Source organism: Nocardia sp. NPDC049526 (assembly GCF_044465765.1).
In the GTDB taxonomy this organism is placed as follows: Bacteria; Actinomycetota; Actinomycetes; order Mycobacteriales; family Mycobacteriaceae; genus Nocardia.
The window spans coordinates 1-16486 of sequence record NZ_JBITMA010000003.1 but is presented as its reverse complement, the minus strand read 5'-3'; the positions used below and the strand labels follow the sequence as shown (position 1 = coordinate 16486).

Below are 16486 nucleotides of genomic sequence, written 5' to 3'. Positions count from 1 at the left end.
CGTTTGACCTTCGGGTTACCTGAGGCTCCATGATGAGCGGGTGGCGGGCGATGGGTTGATCACGATCGGCGGGTTGGCGCGAGCCTGTGGGCTTACGGCCAGTGCGCTGCGGTTTTATGACGATTGCGGTTTGCTGGTTCCGGTTCGGGTGGATGAAGTGACCGGATATCGGTACTACAGCGACGCGCAGGTCGAGCACGGGGTGATGATTCGGCGGCTGCGGGGAATCGGGATGCCGCTGGAGGTTGTTTCGGAGATTTTGAACGGGGACGGGGCGCGGGCGGGGCGGTTGCTCGACGAGCATGTGGCGGAGCTCGCGCGGCGGGCGCGGGAGGCTGCTGCGGTCGCGCGGGTGATCAAGGAGGAGATCGGGGCGGGCGTGGTGTTGTCCGCGGCAGTGCTGGCGGCGGCCATCGAGCAGGTGCGGTCGGCGGCGGCATCGGATCGCGAAATACCGGTGCTGGCTGGGGTTTTGGTGGAGTCGGGTGCCGATTCGGTCACGTTGACGGCCACGGATCGGTATCGGCTGTCGACGCGGGCGATGGTGCCGGTGCGGCCGAGTGGTGGGGCGTGGTCGGTGGTTGCCGATGCGGGTGAGTTGGGGGGAATCGGTTCCTGGCTGCGGGGATTGGATGAAGTCACCGTGCGTACTTTGGACGATGCGCTCGTCCTGACCGGTGGTGGCTCCGAGCGTCGGTGCGGCACCATCGATGCGGCGTTTCCGGATTATCGGGCGATGTTGGCGGGACTGGGTGCGGTTCGGACGCGGGTGGTGACGGGGCGGGATGCGTTGCTCGCAGTGCTCGAGGCGGGCGGTTCGGCGTCGGTGTTCTTCGCCGTCGATCAGTCCGGGCTCTTTGCGACCTGCGATGGACAACGCAGCTCGCCCGGCTATCCCGAGCCACTTGCGCGCCTGCACATTCCGGCCACCGTTACCGGACCGGGTATCGAACTTGCCTTCTCCCCCACGACATTACGGCCCGCATTGGTGAGTGCGATCGGTCCGGAAATCATGCTCGATATCGCTGCGGCCGACGCACCCGTGGTCGTTCGTTCCGCGACGGACGGTGAGTTGACCACGCTCGTTATGCCGACTGCCATTGCGAATTCGAAGGAGTAGGGCGCATGAATGCCGCTGGCGCAACCATGGCCGCCATCACAGAGGCGGTCGAGCTCGGGCGAACAGGCTCGCCGGAGGTCGCACGGGAGGCGCTGCTCGAAATATGGGCGGCGCTCGGTCCGCAGGGTGATCCATTGCACCGGTGCACGTTGGCGCACTATCTCGCGGATCTGTATGACGATGCGGCACAAGCGCTTTGCTGGGATGTTCGGGCGCTGGACGCGGCGGACAGTCTGACCGATGCGCGGTTGCATCGGCATGATGCGAATCTGGACGTGCGAGGTTTCTATCCGTCGCTGCACTTGAATCTGGCCGACAATTACCGGCGACTCGGTTCATTCGATGCGGCACAGGGCGAGATCGACGCGGCGCGAGGTTGTGCTGATGCGCTCGACGACGACGGCTACGGCGCGATGATTCGCACCGCCATTGATGAAGTCGCCGAAGCGATTCGGACGCGGACGACCGCTCGACGGGCCTCCGCTCCGAATGGACGCGGGTAGCTGCCCATGAGTCTTTTGCCCACTCTCGTCGTCGTGAGCGGACCGCCGGGCGCCGGTAAGACAACACTCGCGCATGCGCTGGCCGCCAAGGTGGGGTGCCCCGCGATCGGCCGGGACGAAATCGAGGAAGGCTTGGTGCACGGGCGGCCGGATTTCGCGGCAGAACCCGGCGACGAGTTGAGTCTGCTTACACTGCCGACGCTCTTCGGTGTGCTCCATTGCCGTCGCGAACACAACATCGGAATCGAATCGCTGCCGGGGCATCAGACCGCCGAGTTTTCCGGAAGCCGCGGACTTTACGTCTCATCGGGAACGGCCAAAGAGATGTCAGCGAGACGGTTCGGGTCGGCGATGATGTCGATGGTGGCTATCCGTTGGTCGGTGATAGTGAAGGCCAGGAGGAGATTCAGGTTTCCGCTTGGGGCAACGACCAGGCCCATGTGGCCATCGATGAGGGCGGGGCGGGTGTAGGGGGCCTGGCTGGAGAACATCAGGGCGCTGGAGGCGACGCGGCGGGCGCCACTCATGCGGATCGGGTGTCCGCTGGGGGCAGCGACAGCGTCTGCGTGCAGTTCGACGTCCGGGTCGAGCACGGCTATCAGCGCGTCGAAGTCACCGGCGCGGGCGGCCTGTAGGAAGGCATCGACGACCACACGTTCATCGGCGATGCGGTCGGTCTCGCCCACGGACGCGCCGCGGACGCGCCGGCGGGCGCGGGCGGCCAGTTGGGCGGCGGCGGCCGGAGTACGGCCGAGGATGGGCGCGAGTTCGGCGTATGGCAGGTCGAAGAGGTCGTGCAGCACGAAAGTCAGCCGCTCAGCTGGAGTAAGGGTGTCGAGCACGACCAGCAGGGCAAGTCCGACCGAGTCGGCCAACAGCGCTTCTTCTTCCGGATCCACGGAGTCAGCGGGGATGGCGGGCAACTCGGTCGGTAGCGCGCCGACCGGATCTTCGCGCCGGGCCTTACGGGCGCGCAACATATCCAGGCAGATGTGGGCGACGACCGCGGTCAACCAGTTCCGCAGGTTGCGCACGCCTGCGGTGTCGGCGCGGTCCAGCCGCAGCCATGCCTGTTGGACGGCGTCGTCGGCTTCGTCGGCCGACCCGAGCATGCGGTAGGCGACCGCGCTGAGGTGGGCGCGGTGGTCTTCGAAGCGCTGCGCGAGCCACTGGGTCTCGTCGGTCATCGGCGGTCTCCTTCCGTCCGATTCGCCTGTCATGTCGACGGGTCGTGCTCCGTCATATCTATGACGGCCGAAACCGCGGTGACATGACACGCCCGCGGATCCATCTCGGACAGAAGGACGAGCTGATGCGCAAGACATCCGAACTGCGCCCCACATTGGAGCCGACGCCGGATCGGCGGCGCTGGCTCGCATTGGTGGTATTGCTGGTGGCCGGGTTCATGGACCTACTCGATGTGACGATCGTGAATGTGGCGCTGCCGACAATCCAAAGCGATCTGAACGCACCCTACGCGGATCTGGAGTGGGTGGTGTCGGGTTATCTGCTCGGATTCGCGGCAATGCTGATCACCGGCGGCCGGCTCGGCGACCTGCTCGGCCGCAAAACCATCCTGCTCGTCGGCCTCACCCTTTTCACGCTCGCATCGCTGGCATGCGGAATCGCCCCGGGCCCGGCGTGGCTGATCGCCGCACGGATGGTCCAGGGCGCGACGGCCGGGCTGATGATCCCGCAGATCCTGGCGATCATGCACGTATCGTTTCCCGCCGCCGAACGCGGGAAGGTGCTCGGCATCTGGGGCGGTGTGCTCGGCTCGGCATCGGTGGCCGGGTTGATCGTGGGCGGAATCCTGGTGCAGGCCAACCTTTTCGGCTGGGCATGGCGGCCGATCTTCCTGGTCAATGTGCCGGTCGGGCTGCTCGCCATTCCCGCGGCGATGGTGCTGGTGCGACAGTCTCGCTCGGCCACGGCGGATCGATTGGATCCGATCGGCACCGTCCTCGCGATCGGCGCGGTACTGCTGTTGGTGTATCCGCTGACCGAAGGGCGCACCCTCGGCTGGCCGGTCTGGACCTTCGCGCTGATGACGGCCGCCGTGCTGGTTCTCGCGGTATTCGTCGCCTATGAACGCCGCCGAAGCGAGACGGCCGGATCGCCGCTGGTGGTGCTGAATCTGTTCCGGGAGCGCACCTTCAGTGCCGGTATGGCGGTGTGGCTGTTGTTCTGGGTCGCCCTGGGCGGCTACTTCCTGGTGTGGACGCTGTACCTGCAAGCGGGGCTCGGCTGGACGCCGCTGCGGGCCGGGCTGAGCGCATCGCCGTTCGCGGTGGCCGCTGCCGCGGGGGCGGGTACCAGTGTGGAGGTGTTCGTGCCGCGCTATGGGCGGATGGTTCTGCTCGCGGGCGCGATGATCAATGCCGCCGGGTTCGGTCTGTACCTCTATCTGGCCGCGCACTACGGCCCCGGCATCACCTCCGCGCAGATGTTCGCACCGCTCGCGATCAGCGGGTTCGGGTTCGGACTCTTCGTCGCCCCGACCGTCGACCTGATCCTGTCCGGGGTGCCCGGCCACGATGCCGGGTCCGCGTCCGGACAATTGTCGACCATCCAGCAGGTCGGCATGGCGCTCGGCGTCGCGCTGGCCGGAGTCTTCTTCTTCACCCAAATCGACAACACCTCGGCCCACGGCACCAACGCAGCCATCCCCACAGTCCAACGGCAACTCGCCGACCTGAACATCCCGGCCACCGCCCGAGACCGGATACTCACCCAGTTCCGTGCCTGCGTACACGATCGCTCCGCCGCCACCGACCCCACCGCCATTCCATCCAGCTGCCAGCCGCCACCCGGACAGCCGTTCTCCGAGCCGCTGCAGCAAGCGCTGACCAAGGCAGGGCTAGAAGCCAACGCGCACAACATGTCTCGCGCCTTCGCGCAAACCCTGTGGTGGGCGATCGGCATTCTCATCGCCGTCGCCGCAGGTGTGTTCGCACTCCCGCGCCGGTTGACCGCAGAACCCGAAAGAAATTGGCCCGGCGCGGATTCCCTTGCATCGGATGCCGTGCACTGAGACCATGTGCACGCGTGGACAGCCGATTCGACGATGCAATGTGGCGATATCGACCGCAAGCCCTCGTGACCGGCACCCGGCCCTGCATGGTCGCCTGATCAGACTGGTCACCTGGCACATCCTCGAGCGGTTCCGAGCCCGGCCGCAATCCTGGTAACGGAGTCAGGATTTGAACCTGCGGTCGCCGGATGCCATGGACGGAACAGCCGGCGCAGCCGCCGGTCGCCCCAGCCGGGCAGGCATGTGCTGGTACCCGTGCAGGGTGGACAGGCCGCGGCGGCGTGGTTCGCCGTCGAGGCGCAGGTCGGGGAAGCGTTCGAACAGGGCGGGCAGCGCGTGGCCTGCTTCCAGCCTGGCCAGGCTCGCGCCGATGCAGGCGTGGACGCCGCTGCCGAACGAGAGGTGCTCCCTGGCGTTGGTACGGGTGATGTCGAATCGATGCGGATCGGGGAACTGCGCGGGATCACGGTTGGCGCCTGCCAGCGAGACGATGATCGACTCTCCCGGCCGAAGGCGAACGCCCGCACCGAGATCCACCGGTTCCAGTGCACGGCGACAGGTCAACTGCACCGGCGGGTCGAACCGCAGCACCTCCTCGATCGCGCCGGGCCAGCGCTGCGGCTCGGCGCGCAAAAGGTCGAGCTGGTCAGGGTTGGCCCGCAGGAGCGGGATCGCGTTGCCGATCAGATTCACCGTGGTCTCGAAGCCCGCGCCCATCAGCACGTTCGCGCTGGCCATCAGCTCGGTGGTACTCAGTTCGCCCGAGGACACCAGGACGCTGAAGATGTCCTCGCGGGGTTCGCGGCGCAACTTCTCGATGTGGGCAGCGAGATAACCCTCCATCGCAGCCGTCGCGGCCATCGCGCGCCGATGCGCCCGCCAGGAGATCCCGACGTCCAGCAGCGGGGTGACCACGTCACCCCAGCGCAGGAACAGCTCGCGGTCGGCGGCGGGGAATCCGAGCATCTCGCCGATGACGGCGATGGGGACCCGCGCGGCGAAATCGCCGATCAGGTCGACCGATCCGCGCGCGGCCATGGCGTCGAGTAGTTCGGTGGTGACCTCGCGCACCCGGTCGCCCAACCGGGCGACGGCGCGCGGGGTGAACGCGGCGGCGACCGGCTTGCGCAACCGGCTGTGCTCCGGCGGGTCGAGCATGAACATCGACGGCGCCTCGATCGGGTTGGGCGGCAACACGACTCGCTCGGCGTAGCGGCGCAGCGGGCCGGGCACCTTGGGGTCGATCGGGGTGCGCACGCCGAATCTGTTGTCGCGCAGGATCGCCCGGCACAGCTGGTAATCGAAGGCCGCGTATCCGACCGGGCCGGTCTGCGCCCCGCCCGTCCCACGCAGGTGCTCGATCAGCGAATACGGATCGCTGCGGCCTTCCTCGCCACTGAGTAGCCGGGCGAACGGGTCGCCCAGGCGATACTTCGCGCGCAACGCCAACCGCGGCAGCCCGTGCTCGGCAGCCCACCTGACCGCGTAACTTGCGTTCATCAAAACCCCTGTGCCATGGCGAAAAACCCACAGTACGTCGAGATGGCCCGCAGTGAGTCCGGTTTATCCGGTTTATTCGGATCGGCCCCCTCCGCGGTCGTGAGCATCGTTTCGTGTGCTGTGCAAGACTGCATTGGTGGCCGAGACAGCTGAACTAGTTACCAACGTTTCCGACACCGCCCGCTGGGTGGCTGCCTTCCGCGCCGCCGAATCCGCGCGCCCGGATGCCCTCTTTCACGATCCCCTCGCCGACCGAGTCGCCGGGGAGCGGGGCCGCGCCATAGCCGCCCACACACCGCGCTTGATGCTCAATGGCTGGAACCTGGTCACACGGACCAAACTCGTCGACGACCTGATCCTGAAGACCATCGCGCAGGGCTGCGATCGAGTGGTCAATATGGCCGCGGGTATGGATACCCGCCCGTACCGTTTGGACCTGGCCAGCGAATTCTCTTGGATAGAGGCCGATCTCCCCGAATTGGTCGCCGAGAAGAACGAGTTGCTGCGGGGGGAGTCGCCGCGCTGCGCGCTCACCCGCACGCCGGTGGATCTCGCCGATCCCGAGGTGCGGGGGCAGTTCCTGGACGAGGCCCTCGCCGGCGCGCAGCGCGCGCTGGTACTCACCGAGGGTCTGATCTACTACCTCAGCGACGACGATGTCGTCGGCTTGGCCGCCGCGCTGGCTCGCCCTGAAATCGCCTGGTGGGCACTGGATGTCAATAACCAGGCGGTTGTGAAGCGGATGAATAAGGCCACCACCGAACTGCTGGCCAATGCCCCCTGGCAGTTCGGTCCGGTCGATCCGCTGGGCTTCTTCGCCGACCTCGGCTGGACGGCCGACGAGGTGGAACATCTGGCCTCGGCGGCACACCGGTTCAACCGGCTGCCGTGGTTCATGAAGCCGGCGACACTCTTCCCGCCGCCGGATCCCCGCAAGCCGATCGAAAACTCGTGGAAGCCTTGGAGTTCGGTGGTGCGGCTCACCCATGGGTAATAGCTGGCTACGTCGCCTGTCTCCCGCGCCGGCGGCTGAATCTCATAAACTGATTTGCTTTCCGCACGCCGGCGGCTCCGCCATATCTTTCGGCCCATTGGCCGAATGCGTCGGGCCGGAATACGAGGTTTTTGCTGTCCAGTATCCGGGGCGACAAGACAGACGACGTGAACCGCTCGTGGGGAATATTCCGGACCTCGTCGACGGCCTGCTTCCCGAGCTGACAGCAGCAGTCGGGGATGCCAAGGACTTTTCCTTGTTCGGGCACAGTATGGGGTCTGTCGTAGCTTTCGAGGCATGCCGGCGGCTCGAGCAGGAATTGGGAGCGAGCGCGAGGGTTCTGTTCGCCTCCGGTCGGCGCGCGCCTTCGGCGCCGCTGCCCGAGCTGCGAGCGCATCTGCTGAGCGATCGAGAACTGTGTGAGCACCTGGTGCAGTTCGGCGGTACACCATCGGCGTTGCTCGAGGATCCCGAATTTCGAGAGCTGATCCTGTCGATCGTCAGGAACGACTATCGAGCCATCGAGACCTACGAGTGCAGTGCGGACGCGATGGTCAGCAGCCCTATCGTCGCAATTGTCGGCGATCGTGACCCCGATGCGAGTCTCACGGAAATCGAGGTATGGGGCTCGCACACTTCCGGAAGCTTCTTCGCCGAATCATTTCCAGGCGGTCATTTCTTTATCGATTCGAATTGCCGCCCGGTAGCGCAGCTGATCCGTGATCACAGCTCACAAGCGCTGTTGAACTAGGCGAGCACGACCGGGTGAGCTATCGCCCACCCGGTCGTTACTCTCAGCTGTCGAGCCAGCCCTCGATCGCTTCCGCTACATCCACCGAGCCGTCCTCCAGGATCGTGAAATGATCAGCCTCCACCGACACAACGGTATGCGCTGAATCCCACGGTTCGGCCTGCCAATCCACACGATCCGATGAGCTCGCCAGGAATGACTGGGCGCACTGGACGAACAATGTCGGCGTGACGACGGAGCCGGGCACCATCTCCTGTAGCAGCTGCACATACCGGCCCATACCGGTCAACCGGGCATGGTCGAAGCGACCGAAAGTAGCTTCGTTCGACACCATGTGTTCGGCCATCTCCCGAAGCAGCCATTCGCCGTCATCGTGCACCTTGTAGGTATCCAGCATGACCACGCCGACGGGCGCTGGGCCATCGACCGCTTCCAGGTACTCGGTGACGAGGTAGGCCAATAGGCCGCCCGACGAATACCCGAGCAGAACGAACGGATCTCCCTGCGCCACCTCGAGGACGCAACGCGCCAATGCTTCCAATGCCGCCGTCGGCGTCGCGGGCAATGGCTCTCCCGTACTGAAACCGATTGGCGGCAGCGCCAAGACGTCACGGGTAGTACGCAGGTGCGATGTGATCCTGGCGTACTGATGTGCGCCGCCGGTGGCCAGTGGCGGACTGAGGCAAATGATCCGTGGCAGGGTGGGACCCACAGCGAGTCGCGCAGGCACCGGCAGTCGGTCCAGTTCGTGCGCCGAGGCGAACTGGTCGCGCAGCTCCGCCACCGCCCGCAACAAGGCGAAGCCCTTGCCGGCCTGGCCATTCGTTACCGCACCACGGAACATCCCGTACAACGAGTCGTCTTCGCCACCGTGCCCGTGGTCCCTTCGTGAGACTGCGGTGAGCTCCTTCTGCAGATATCGGGCCAGCGCCGCCGGCGTCTTGTGATCGAAGATCGCGGCGGTCGGCAGCGTCAGACCAGTGGAAGCGTTGAGCGCGGTTCGCAACTCCATGGCAGCCAGGGAGTCGAACCCCGATTCGAGGAAGTCCCGCTCGGGGTCGAGAGCATCAGCGCTCTCGTGCCCCAGCAATCTGGCCGCGTTCTCGAGTATGTGCGTCCGGAGCCACTGTTCCTGTTCGGATTCCGAGAGTTGCGCCAGTCGCCTGCGAAGCGCTCCCACATCCTGCGTTCCGCTGCTCTGCCGACGCCCGGTCCGCTTGGCCAAGTCGCGGAGCAGCGCGGGCACCGCGTCCCGGGCACGCAGTGCGGCAAGGTCGATCTCGACCGGTACGTGGATCGGGCGCTCCGAAGACAATGCCACATCGAACAATTCGAGCGCCTTGTCCGCAGCCAGTGGCGGCAGACCTTGGCGACGCATACGCTGCCGGTCAGCCTCGCTGAGCCACTGCGACAGTCCGGTGTCGATGCCCCACAGGCCATACGCGAGCGAGGTGGCCGGCAAACCTTCGGTGTGACGGTGGGTCGCGAGAGCGTCGAGGAACAAGTTGGCCGCCGCATAGCCGCCCTGCCCCGCGGGCAGTATCGAGCCTGCCACCGAGGAGATCAGCACGAAGGCGGACAGCCCGGCTTCCCGGGTGAGCTCGTGCAAGTACCAAGCGGCGTCGGCCTTGGCACCGAGGGAGTAGTCGATCTGCTCCGGCGTCAAGGTGTCGACCAACCCGTTGTGGGCAACGCCCGCCACGTGGACGATCGCGCCCAGCGGATGCTCCGCGGGTATCGAGGCCAGCAGGTCTCGCAGCGCATCACGGTTTGCGACATCGCAAGCGGCTACCCGAACCTCGGCGCCGAGACCGTCGAGTTCCTCGATGAGATCCGTGGCGGCGGCCGGTCCACGGCGGCCGGCCAACAGCAGGTGTCGCACACCGTGCTCGCTCACCAGGTGCTTGACAAGGTAGCGACCGATCCCACCGGTACCACCGGTAATCAACACAGTCCGTTCGGGATCCCAGGGTGTCGGCCGCTCCGATTCGGGCGACGCGGCGCGGATGAGCCGCGGCACCCGTGTCCCTTCTCGATGGACAGCCAGTTCCGGCTCGCCCGTCATCGCTGCGGCCACAAGGTGATCCGCCGTTGTCGCTTCGGGGGCCTCGATGAGTACGATCCGACCCGGGTTTTCCGCCTGCGCCGCGCGCACCAGACCCCACACAGCAGCCGCGGCCGGGTCGGCCGCGCTGTCAGTGATCACGGCCAAAGTGCTTGCGGCGTAGCGTTCTTCGCTCGAGAACTGCTGGATGACGCCGAGTGTGCGGTGCAAAGCTGTGCGCAGCCGGACCGGCACTTCACCGCCGTCGACCGGGGGCCGGAACAGCAAGACCGAGGCCGACTCCACCGCGTCCCACTCGCCCCAGGAGACTCCCGCTATGGATCGCAGCTCCGGACCGGGCCGCCAAGTGAGTTCGTAGAGCGCGTCCTGCGAGGATCGGGTTGCGGCCGAGAGCAGTTCGACGGACAACGGGCGCAACGCCAGGGACCGTACGGACAGCAGTGGCGCGCCACCGGAATCGGCCATCGCCAGGGCGACTGTCCCCTGATTCAGCCAGGTCAACCGAACCCGCACCCGCCGGGCGCCGTCGGCGTGCAAACGCACCGAAGACCAAGCGAATGGCACGAGGGTCGGCCGCTCGGCATCGGGGTCGACGCCCTGCGGAAGGCTGAAGGACAGTGCGTGCATAGCCGCATCGAGCAGCGCCGGATGTACGCCATAGCCTTGGGTAGAGGTCTGCTCGGGCAGAGCAACCTCGGCGAAGAGATCCTCGCCGCGGCGCCACACGGCTACCAGCCCTTGGAAGGCAGGCCCGTAGTTGTACCCGTTGTCGGCGAGTTCGTCGTAAGCGCCATCCAACCGGACATCCGTTGCACCGACCGGCGGCCACTGAGCGAAATCGGCCCAGCCTGCTGGTTCGCCGCTCTCCTCGCCCGGGCTCACGGTGCCTTGCGCATGGTGGGTCCACGGGACCGACGGATCGTCCTCATCCTTGCGCGAGTAGATGTCGAGCCGTCGGTGACCGGTCTCGTCGCCGTCACCGATGATCACCTGGATCTGCACTCCGCCATGCCCCTGGAATACGAGCGGCGCCAGAAGAGTGAGCTCCGCGAGTTCCGGGCAGCCGATCTGGTCTCCGGCATGCGTGGCCAGCTCGACGAATCCGGTGCCGGGCAGCAGCACGGTACCGAGCACATCATGATCGGCCAACCAGGGATGGGTGGCCGTGGACAGGCGGCCGGTGAACCTGACGCCCCCACTCTCCGGCTGCGCCACCAACGCGCCCAGCATGGGGTGCTCGGTGGACCGGAGGCCGAGAGCGTGGGCCTCCCCGGTATGCAGTGGGCCCGTGGTCCAGAAGCGGCGGTGCTGGAAGCTGTATGTCGGGAGATCTGTCTTCTCGCCGCCAGTGCCGGCGTAGTAGCTCGTCCACTCCACCGCCGAACCTGTGACGTGCAACCGGGCGAGCCCCGTCAGCAGGGTCGCGGGGTCCGCGTCGTTCCTTCTGGTCAGCGGGATTGTGGTCGCGGTGTCGAGCGTCTGGGCGATCATCGGGGTCAGCACCGCATCGGGTCCGACCTCAGCGAACCGAGACACACCCATAGCCGCCATTTGGGCGACCGCATCAGCAAAACGCACGGTCTCCCGAACCTGACCCACCCAATACGACGAATCGCTCATCTCATCCACGACCCGAGCACCGGACACCGTCGACACCAACCCAATACACGGCCGAGCAAACACCAAACCCTCAACCACCGAAGCGAATTCAGCCAGCATCGGCTCCATCAACGCCGAATGAAAAGCATGCGACACCCGCAAACGATGCGTCCGCCAACCACGCTCAACACACGCCTCGACCATCGCGACGACATCACCCTCAACACCAGAGAGCACCACCGACGACGGACCATTCACCGCCGCAATCGACACCCCACCGGACAGTTCACCAACCAGCAGCGCCGCAACATCAGCCTCCGAAGCACCGACCGCCACCATCGCCCCACCCACAGGCAACACCTGCATCAACCGACCACGCGCAGCCACCAACACACACGCATCCGCCAACGACAACACACCCGCCACATGCGCAGCAGCGACCTCACCAATCGAATGACCCGCCACCACATCCGCGCGCACACCCCACGACTCCAGCAACCGGAACAACGCCACCTCGAACGCGAACAACCCCGCCTGCGCAAACACCGTCGCATCGACCAAATCACTGTCCGACAACGCCGAATCCAACGAAACCGACTGCCCCAGCAACGGATCCAACTCAGCAACAATCGCATCGAAAACCTCAGCGAACACCGGGAACACGCGCAACTCAGCAGCCATACCCGCCCACTGCGCACCCTGACCCGAAAACACCACCCCCGTCGAACCCGGCACGATGCGGCCGGACACCACACCCGGTACCTGCACACCGGCAGCCAACGCCCGCACTCCCGCGAGCAGACCATCACGGCCATCGGCCCACACAACAGCGCGATGGTCGAACACAGCACGCGTGGACGCCAACGAGAAACCGACATCAATCGGATCGTGGTCGCCCACATGCGATGTCAAACGAGCAGCCTGACCGGCAAGAGCCTCGACGCTGCGTGCCGAAACCACCCACGGCAGCAACCCACCAGCCGGGACAGTCTTGGCCACCGGCTCCGGAGCCACCGCCGGCATCGGGGCCTGCTCGATGATGACGTGAGCATTCGTCCCGCTGATACCGAACGAGGACACACCCGCACGACGCGGCCGACCCGTCTCCGGCCACGGCACCGACTCGGTCAACAACCGGATGTGGCCTTCGGACCAGTCGACCTTGGTGCTGGGCTGATCAACATGCAAGGTTTTCGGCAGCAACCCGTGCCGCATCGCCATCACCATCTTGATCACACCACCCACACCCGCCGCAGCCTGAGCATGACCGATATTCGACTTCAACGACCCCAACCAGAGAGGACGATCCGCATCCCGATCCTGCCCATAAGTCGCCAACAGGGCTTGGGACTCGATCGGATCACCCAACGTCGTCCCCGTACCATGAGCCTCCACCACATCCACCCCGACCGGCGACACCCCAGCATTCGCCAGGGCCTGCCGAATCACCCGCCGCTGCGACGGACCATTCGGAGCAGTCAAACCATTCGACGCACCATCCTGATTCACCGCCGAACCAGCAACCACCGCAAGCACCTGACGACCATTGCGCCGCGCATCGGACAAACGCTCCAACACCAACACACCAGCACCCTCAGACCAACCAACACCATCGGCCCCGTCCGCGAAAGACTTACACCGACCATCCGGCGACAAACCCCGCTGCCTGCTGAACTCCACAAACGTCTCCGGTGTCGCCATCACTGCCACACCACCGGCCAATGCCAGATCGGATTCACCCGACCGCAGCGACTGCGCAGCCAAATGCAATGCCACCAACGACGACGAACACGCCGTATCCACCGATACGGCCGGGCCTTCCAACCCCAGCGTGTACGCGATGCGCCCGGAGACCAAGCTGCCGGCGGCGCTGCTCCCGGTCCCCTGCGCGTAATCGTGGTACATCACACCGGTGAACACTCCGGTCGAACTGCCACGCAGCACCGCCGGATCCACGCCGGCACGCTCCAACGCCTCCCACGTCGTTTCCAGTAGTTGCCGCTGTTGCGGATCCATCATCGTGGCCTCGTTCGGGCTGATCCCGAAGAATTCCGCGTCGAAGTCGGCAGCAGTGTGCAGGAACCCACCTTCCCGGGTGTAGGACTTGCCCGCGCGGCCGGGTTCAGGATCGTAGAGGCCATTGATATCCCAGCCTCGGTCGACCGGGAGCGTCGATACCGCATCCCCGCCGGTACGGACCAGTTCCCAGAGTTGCTCAGGGGACGTGACTCCGCCGGGGTAACGGCAGGCCATTCCGACCACAGCGATCGGGTCGTCGTCGACAGATCTGCTGGCGGTGACCACGATGTCCTGGCTGGTACCGGTGAACTCGTCGGCCAGATACTCCGAAAGTGCCTGCGGTGTCGGATAGTCGAATACCAGAGTCGCGGGCAACCGGAGTCCCGTGACGGTGTTGAGGGCATTGCGGAACTCGACGGCGGTGATCGAATCGAAGCCCAGCTCGTTGAAGGCTTTGTCGGCAGCGACGGCGCTCGCGTTCTGGTGACCCAGAATCGACGCGACCTGACCACGGACGATCTCGACGAGAACGCCGAGGCGTTCGCTGTCGGGAGTGTTCGTCAACCGAGCGCGTAGTGCGGTGGCGGCAGCCGAGGCCGCTTTGCGGCGAGCGGGGATCAACCCAGCGAACAGCGGCGGCACGACCACCCCTGGACTACGCATGGTGTCCAGATCCAAACGGGCGAGGACGAGCGTCGCCGCGTCTACCCCGGTCGCGGCGTCGAACAGCGCGAGGCCTTGTTCCTCCGAGAGCGGCAACAGGCCCGACCGAGACATGCGATGCCGGTCGACATCGCTGAGTTCCCCGGCCATACCGCCGTCCCACAGACCCCAGGCGAAGGACTGACCGCTCCGGCCCGAGACCCTGCGGTGTGCCGCCAGGGCATCGAGGCAGGCGTTGGCCGCGGCATAGTTTCCCTGCCCGGCGTTGCCGAACGCACCGGCCGCCGAGCTGAACAGCACGAACGCCTTCAACGGCAGATCGGCGGTCAGTTCGTGCAGGTGCAGGGCGGCATCGACCTTGGGCCGCAACACCGTGTCCATCCGATCCGCGGTCAGCGAAGCGATGGCGCCGTCATCGAGCACACCGGCCATGTGGAACACCCCGGCGAGCGGATGCCCCGCGGGCACGTTGGCCAGTACCTGCGCCAGTCCATCACGATCGGCGACATCGCACGCGACGAACTCGACGTCGGCACCCAGACGCTGCAACTCCACTCGCAATTCGGCAGCATCAGGACCGGCCGCGCCGCGCCGGCTCAACAGCAACAGGTGACGAACACCGTGTGTGGCGACCAGGTGCCGGGCGAACAACCCACCGAGCAGACCACTGGCGCCGGTGATCAGAACAGTATCGTCCGGGTCGAAAGAGATAGTCGCCGAAGCGGTTTCGATGGAAACAGTCGAGGTGGAATCGACACGGGCCAGCCGCGCGATGAGTACTTGCCCATTACGCACGGCCACCTGAGGTTCGGCTGCGGCCACGATCCCGCCCAGCAGTGCACCGAATTCGGAATCGGTGTCGAGCAACAGGATTCGGCCAGGACTCTCCGCCTGCGCGGAACGAACCAGACCGCACACCGCCGCACCGGCCAAGTTCGTGATGTCCTCCCCGGCTACCGAGACAGCACCGCTGGTGCGGATCACGAGGACCGATTCGGTGAACCGATCCTGCGCAGTCCAGGACTGGAGGACCTGGAGAACCTCGTGCGTCGCAGCGTGGATGGTGGCGGGATCATTACCCGACGGGCACTCCAGAACCACGACCTGCGGAACCACATCGTTATCGAGATCCGCCCATCCCACAGCGGTGGTTTCGGCCTCGGACACCGAGATCGGTGTCCAACCGACCTGGAACAGAGCGGTACGGGCAATAGGTGTGCCGACCGTGAGCTGTGCGGGATCGATCGGCCGGGAAGCCAGCTGCCGCACCGTCGCCACCGGGGCGCCCGTCGGGTCCGCGAGATTCAGAGCGACACCGTGTTCACCGATACGGGTGAGCCGAACACGCAACGCGTCGGCCCCGGCCGCATGCACGGTGACACCGGACCACTCGAACGGCAACGCCAGCCCGGCGCCCGCCGCGGCCTTGTCATCGGCGAAACGCAAAGCATGCAGAGCGGCGTCGAGCAACGCCGGATGCACAGCGAACCGTTCCGCCTCGGATCGGGTCTGCTCGGGCAATTCGACCTCGGCGTAGACCCCGTCCGCTGCGCGCCACACCGACTTCAGCGCCTGGAACATGGGACCGTAGTGGTAGCCCTGCGCATCGAGAGAGTCATAGACACCATCGATATCGACCGCGGTCGCTCCGGCCGGCGGCCACTGCACCAAATCCACAGCCGCGCTATCGAATCCGGACGCCAGCACGCCATCGGCGTTCAGCGTCCACGACCGCAACGAATCGACATCATCATCGGGGTGGGAGAAGATTCGCACCCCGCGACGACCCGCGCTGTCCTCGCCACCGACGACAACACGCACCGCGACCCCTGCCGACTCCGACAGCACAAGCGGCGCCCGCAGAACCAGCTCATCCAGAACAGAGCAGCCCACCCGCTCCCCGGCGTGCAGAGCGAGTTCGACAAGACCGGTGCCGGGGAACAGCACGGTGTCCATAACCCTGTGATCGGCCAGCCATGGATGCGTTTGCAGCGACAACCTGCCACTGACAGAAACCACGTCGGAGTCCGGCTGCGACAGCACCGCCGAAACGAAGGGATGTCCGGTAGCCACCAGGCCCATCGCCCGAGCGTCCCCGCTACCAGCGGACCCTTCGGCCATCCAATAACGCCGACGTTGGAAGGCGTAGGTGGGCAAGTCGATTCGCTGAGCTCCGGAACCGGCGTAGAAACCGGCCCAGTCCACCTCGGCACCGGCCACGAACAACCCGGCCACACC

The 16486-nt window shown here is 65.9% G+C and carries 8 protein-coding genes and 1 pseudogene; 6 read left to right on the top strand and 3 right to left on the bottom strand.

The window, feature by feature from the left end:
* Window positions 1-40: 40 nt before the first annotated feature.
* The 3 genes and pseudogenes from ACIBW7_RS09520 to ACIBW7_RS09510 all read left to right on the top strand — a co-directional run.
* Window positions 41-1120, top strand: a complete 1080-nt coding sequence (locus tag ACIBW7_RS09520; RefSeq protein WP_397045827.1) for a MerR family transcriptional regulator — start codon at window positions 41-43, stop codon at window positions 1118-1120.
* 5 nt (window positions 1121-1125) lie between these two features.
* On the top strand, window positions 1126-1623 hold the full coding sequence (locus ACIBW7_RS09515) for a hypothetical protein (RefSeq protein ID WP_397045825.1): 498 nt from the start codon (window positions 1126-1128) through the stop codon (window positions 1621-1623).
* Between the two features lie 6 nt (window positions 1624-1629).
* A pseudogene (locus tag ACIBW7_RS09510) lies at window positions 1630-1719 on the top strand (AAA family ATPase); the annotation flags it as partial.
* 200 nt (window positions 1720-1919) lie between these two features.
* On the opposite strand, the gene ACIBW7_RS09505 reads toward ACIBW7_RS09510, so the two are convergent.
* Complete coding sequence (locus ACIBW7_RS09505; RefSeq protein ID WP_397045824.1) at window positions 1920-2810, bottom strand: sigma-70 family RNA polymerase sigma factor; 891 nt, start codon at window positions 2808-2810, stop codon at window positions 1920-1922.
* Window positions 2811-2935: 125 nt separating this feature from the next.
* On the opposite strand from ACIBW7_RS09505, the gene ACIBW7_RS09500 reads away from it, so the two are divergent.
* Window positions 2936-4657, top strand: coding sequence for an MFS transporter (locus tag ACIBW7_RS09500; protein ID WP_397045822.1), 1722 nt, complete (start codon window positions 2936-2938; stop codon window positions 4655-4657).
* Window positions 4658-4819: 162 nt separating this feature from the next.
* Here the strand turns inward: ACIBW7_RS09500 and ACIBW7_RS09495 are convergent, their stop codons facing one another.
* Window positions 4820-6157: a cytochrome P450 gene (locus ACIBW7_RS09495; protein ID WP_397045820.1), complete on the bottom strand. Its 1338-nt coding sequence runs from the start codon at window positions 6155-6157 to the stop codon at window positions 4820-4822.
* A 136-nt stretch (window positions 6158-6293) separates the two neighbouring features.
* Between ACIBW7_RS09495 and ACIBW7_RS09490 the strand changes: the two genes are divergently transcribed.
* Window positions 6294-7151, top strand: a complete 858-nt coding sequence (locus tag ACIBW7_RS09490; protein ID WP_397045818.1) for a class I SAM-dependent methyltransferase — start codon at window positions 6294-6296, stop codon at window positions 7149-7151.
* The gene (locus ACIBW7_RS09485; RefSeq protein WP_397045816.1) at window positions 7144-7902 is read left to right on the top strand and encodes a thioesterase II family protein; all 759 of its coding nucleotides are present in this window, start codon (window positions 7144-7146) and stop codon (window positions 7900-7902) included. The genes ACIBW7_RS09490 and ACIBW7_RS09485 overlap by 8 nt, the downstream gene beginning before the upstream one ends.
* A gap of 43 nt (window positions 7903-7945) precedes the next feature.
* Here the strand turns inward: ACIBW7_RS09485 and ACIBW7_RS09480 are convergent, their stop codons facing one another.
* Window positions 7946-16468, bottom strand: coding sequence for an SDR family NAD(P)-dependent oxidoreductase (locus ACIBW7_RS09480; protein WP_397045814.1), 8523 nt, complete (start codon window positions 16466-16468; stop codon window positions 7946-7948).
* Window positions 16469-16486 lie beyond the last annotated feature (18 nt).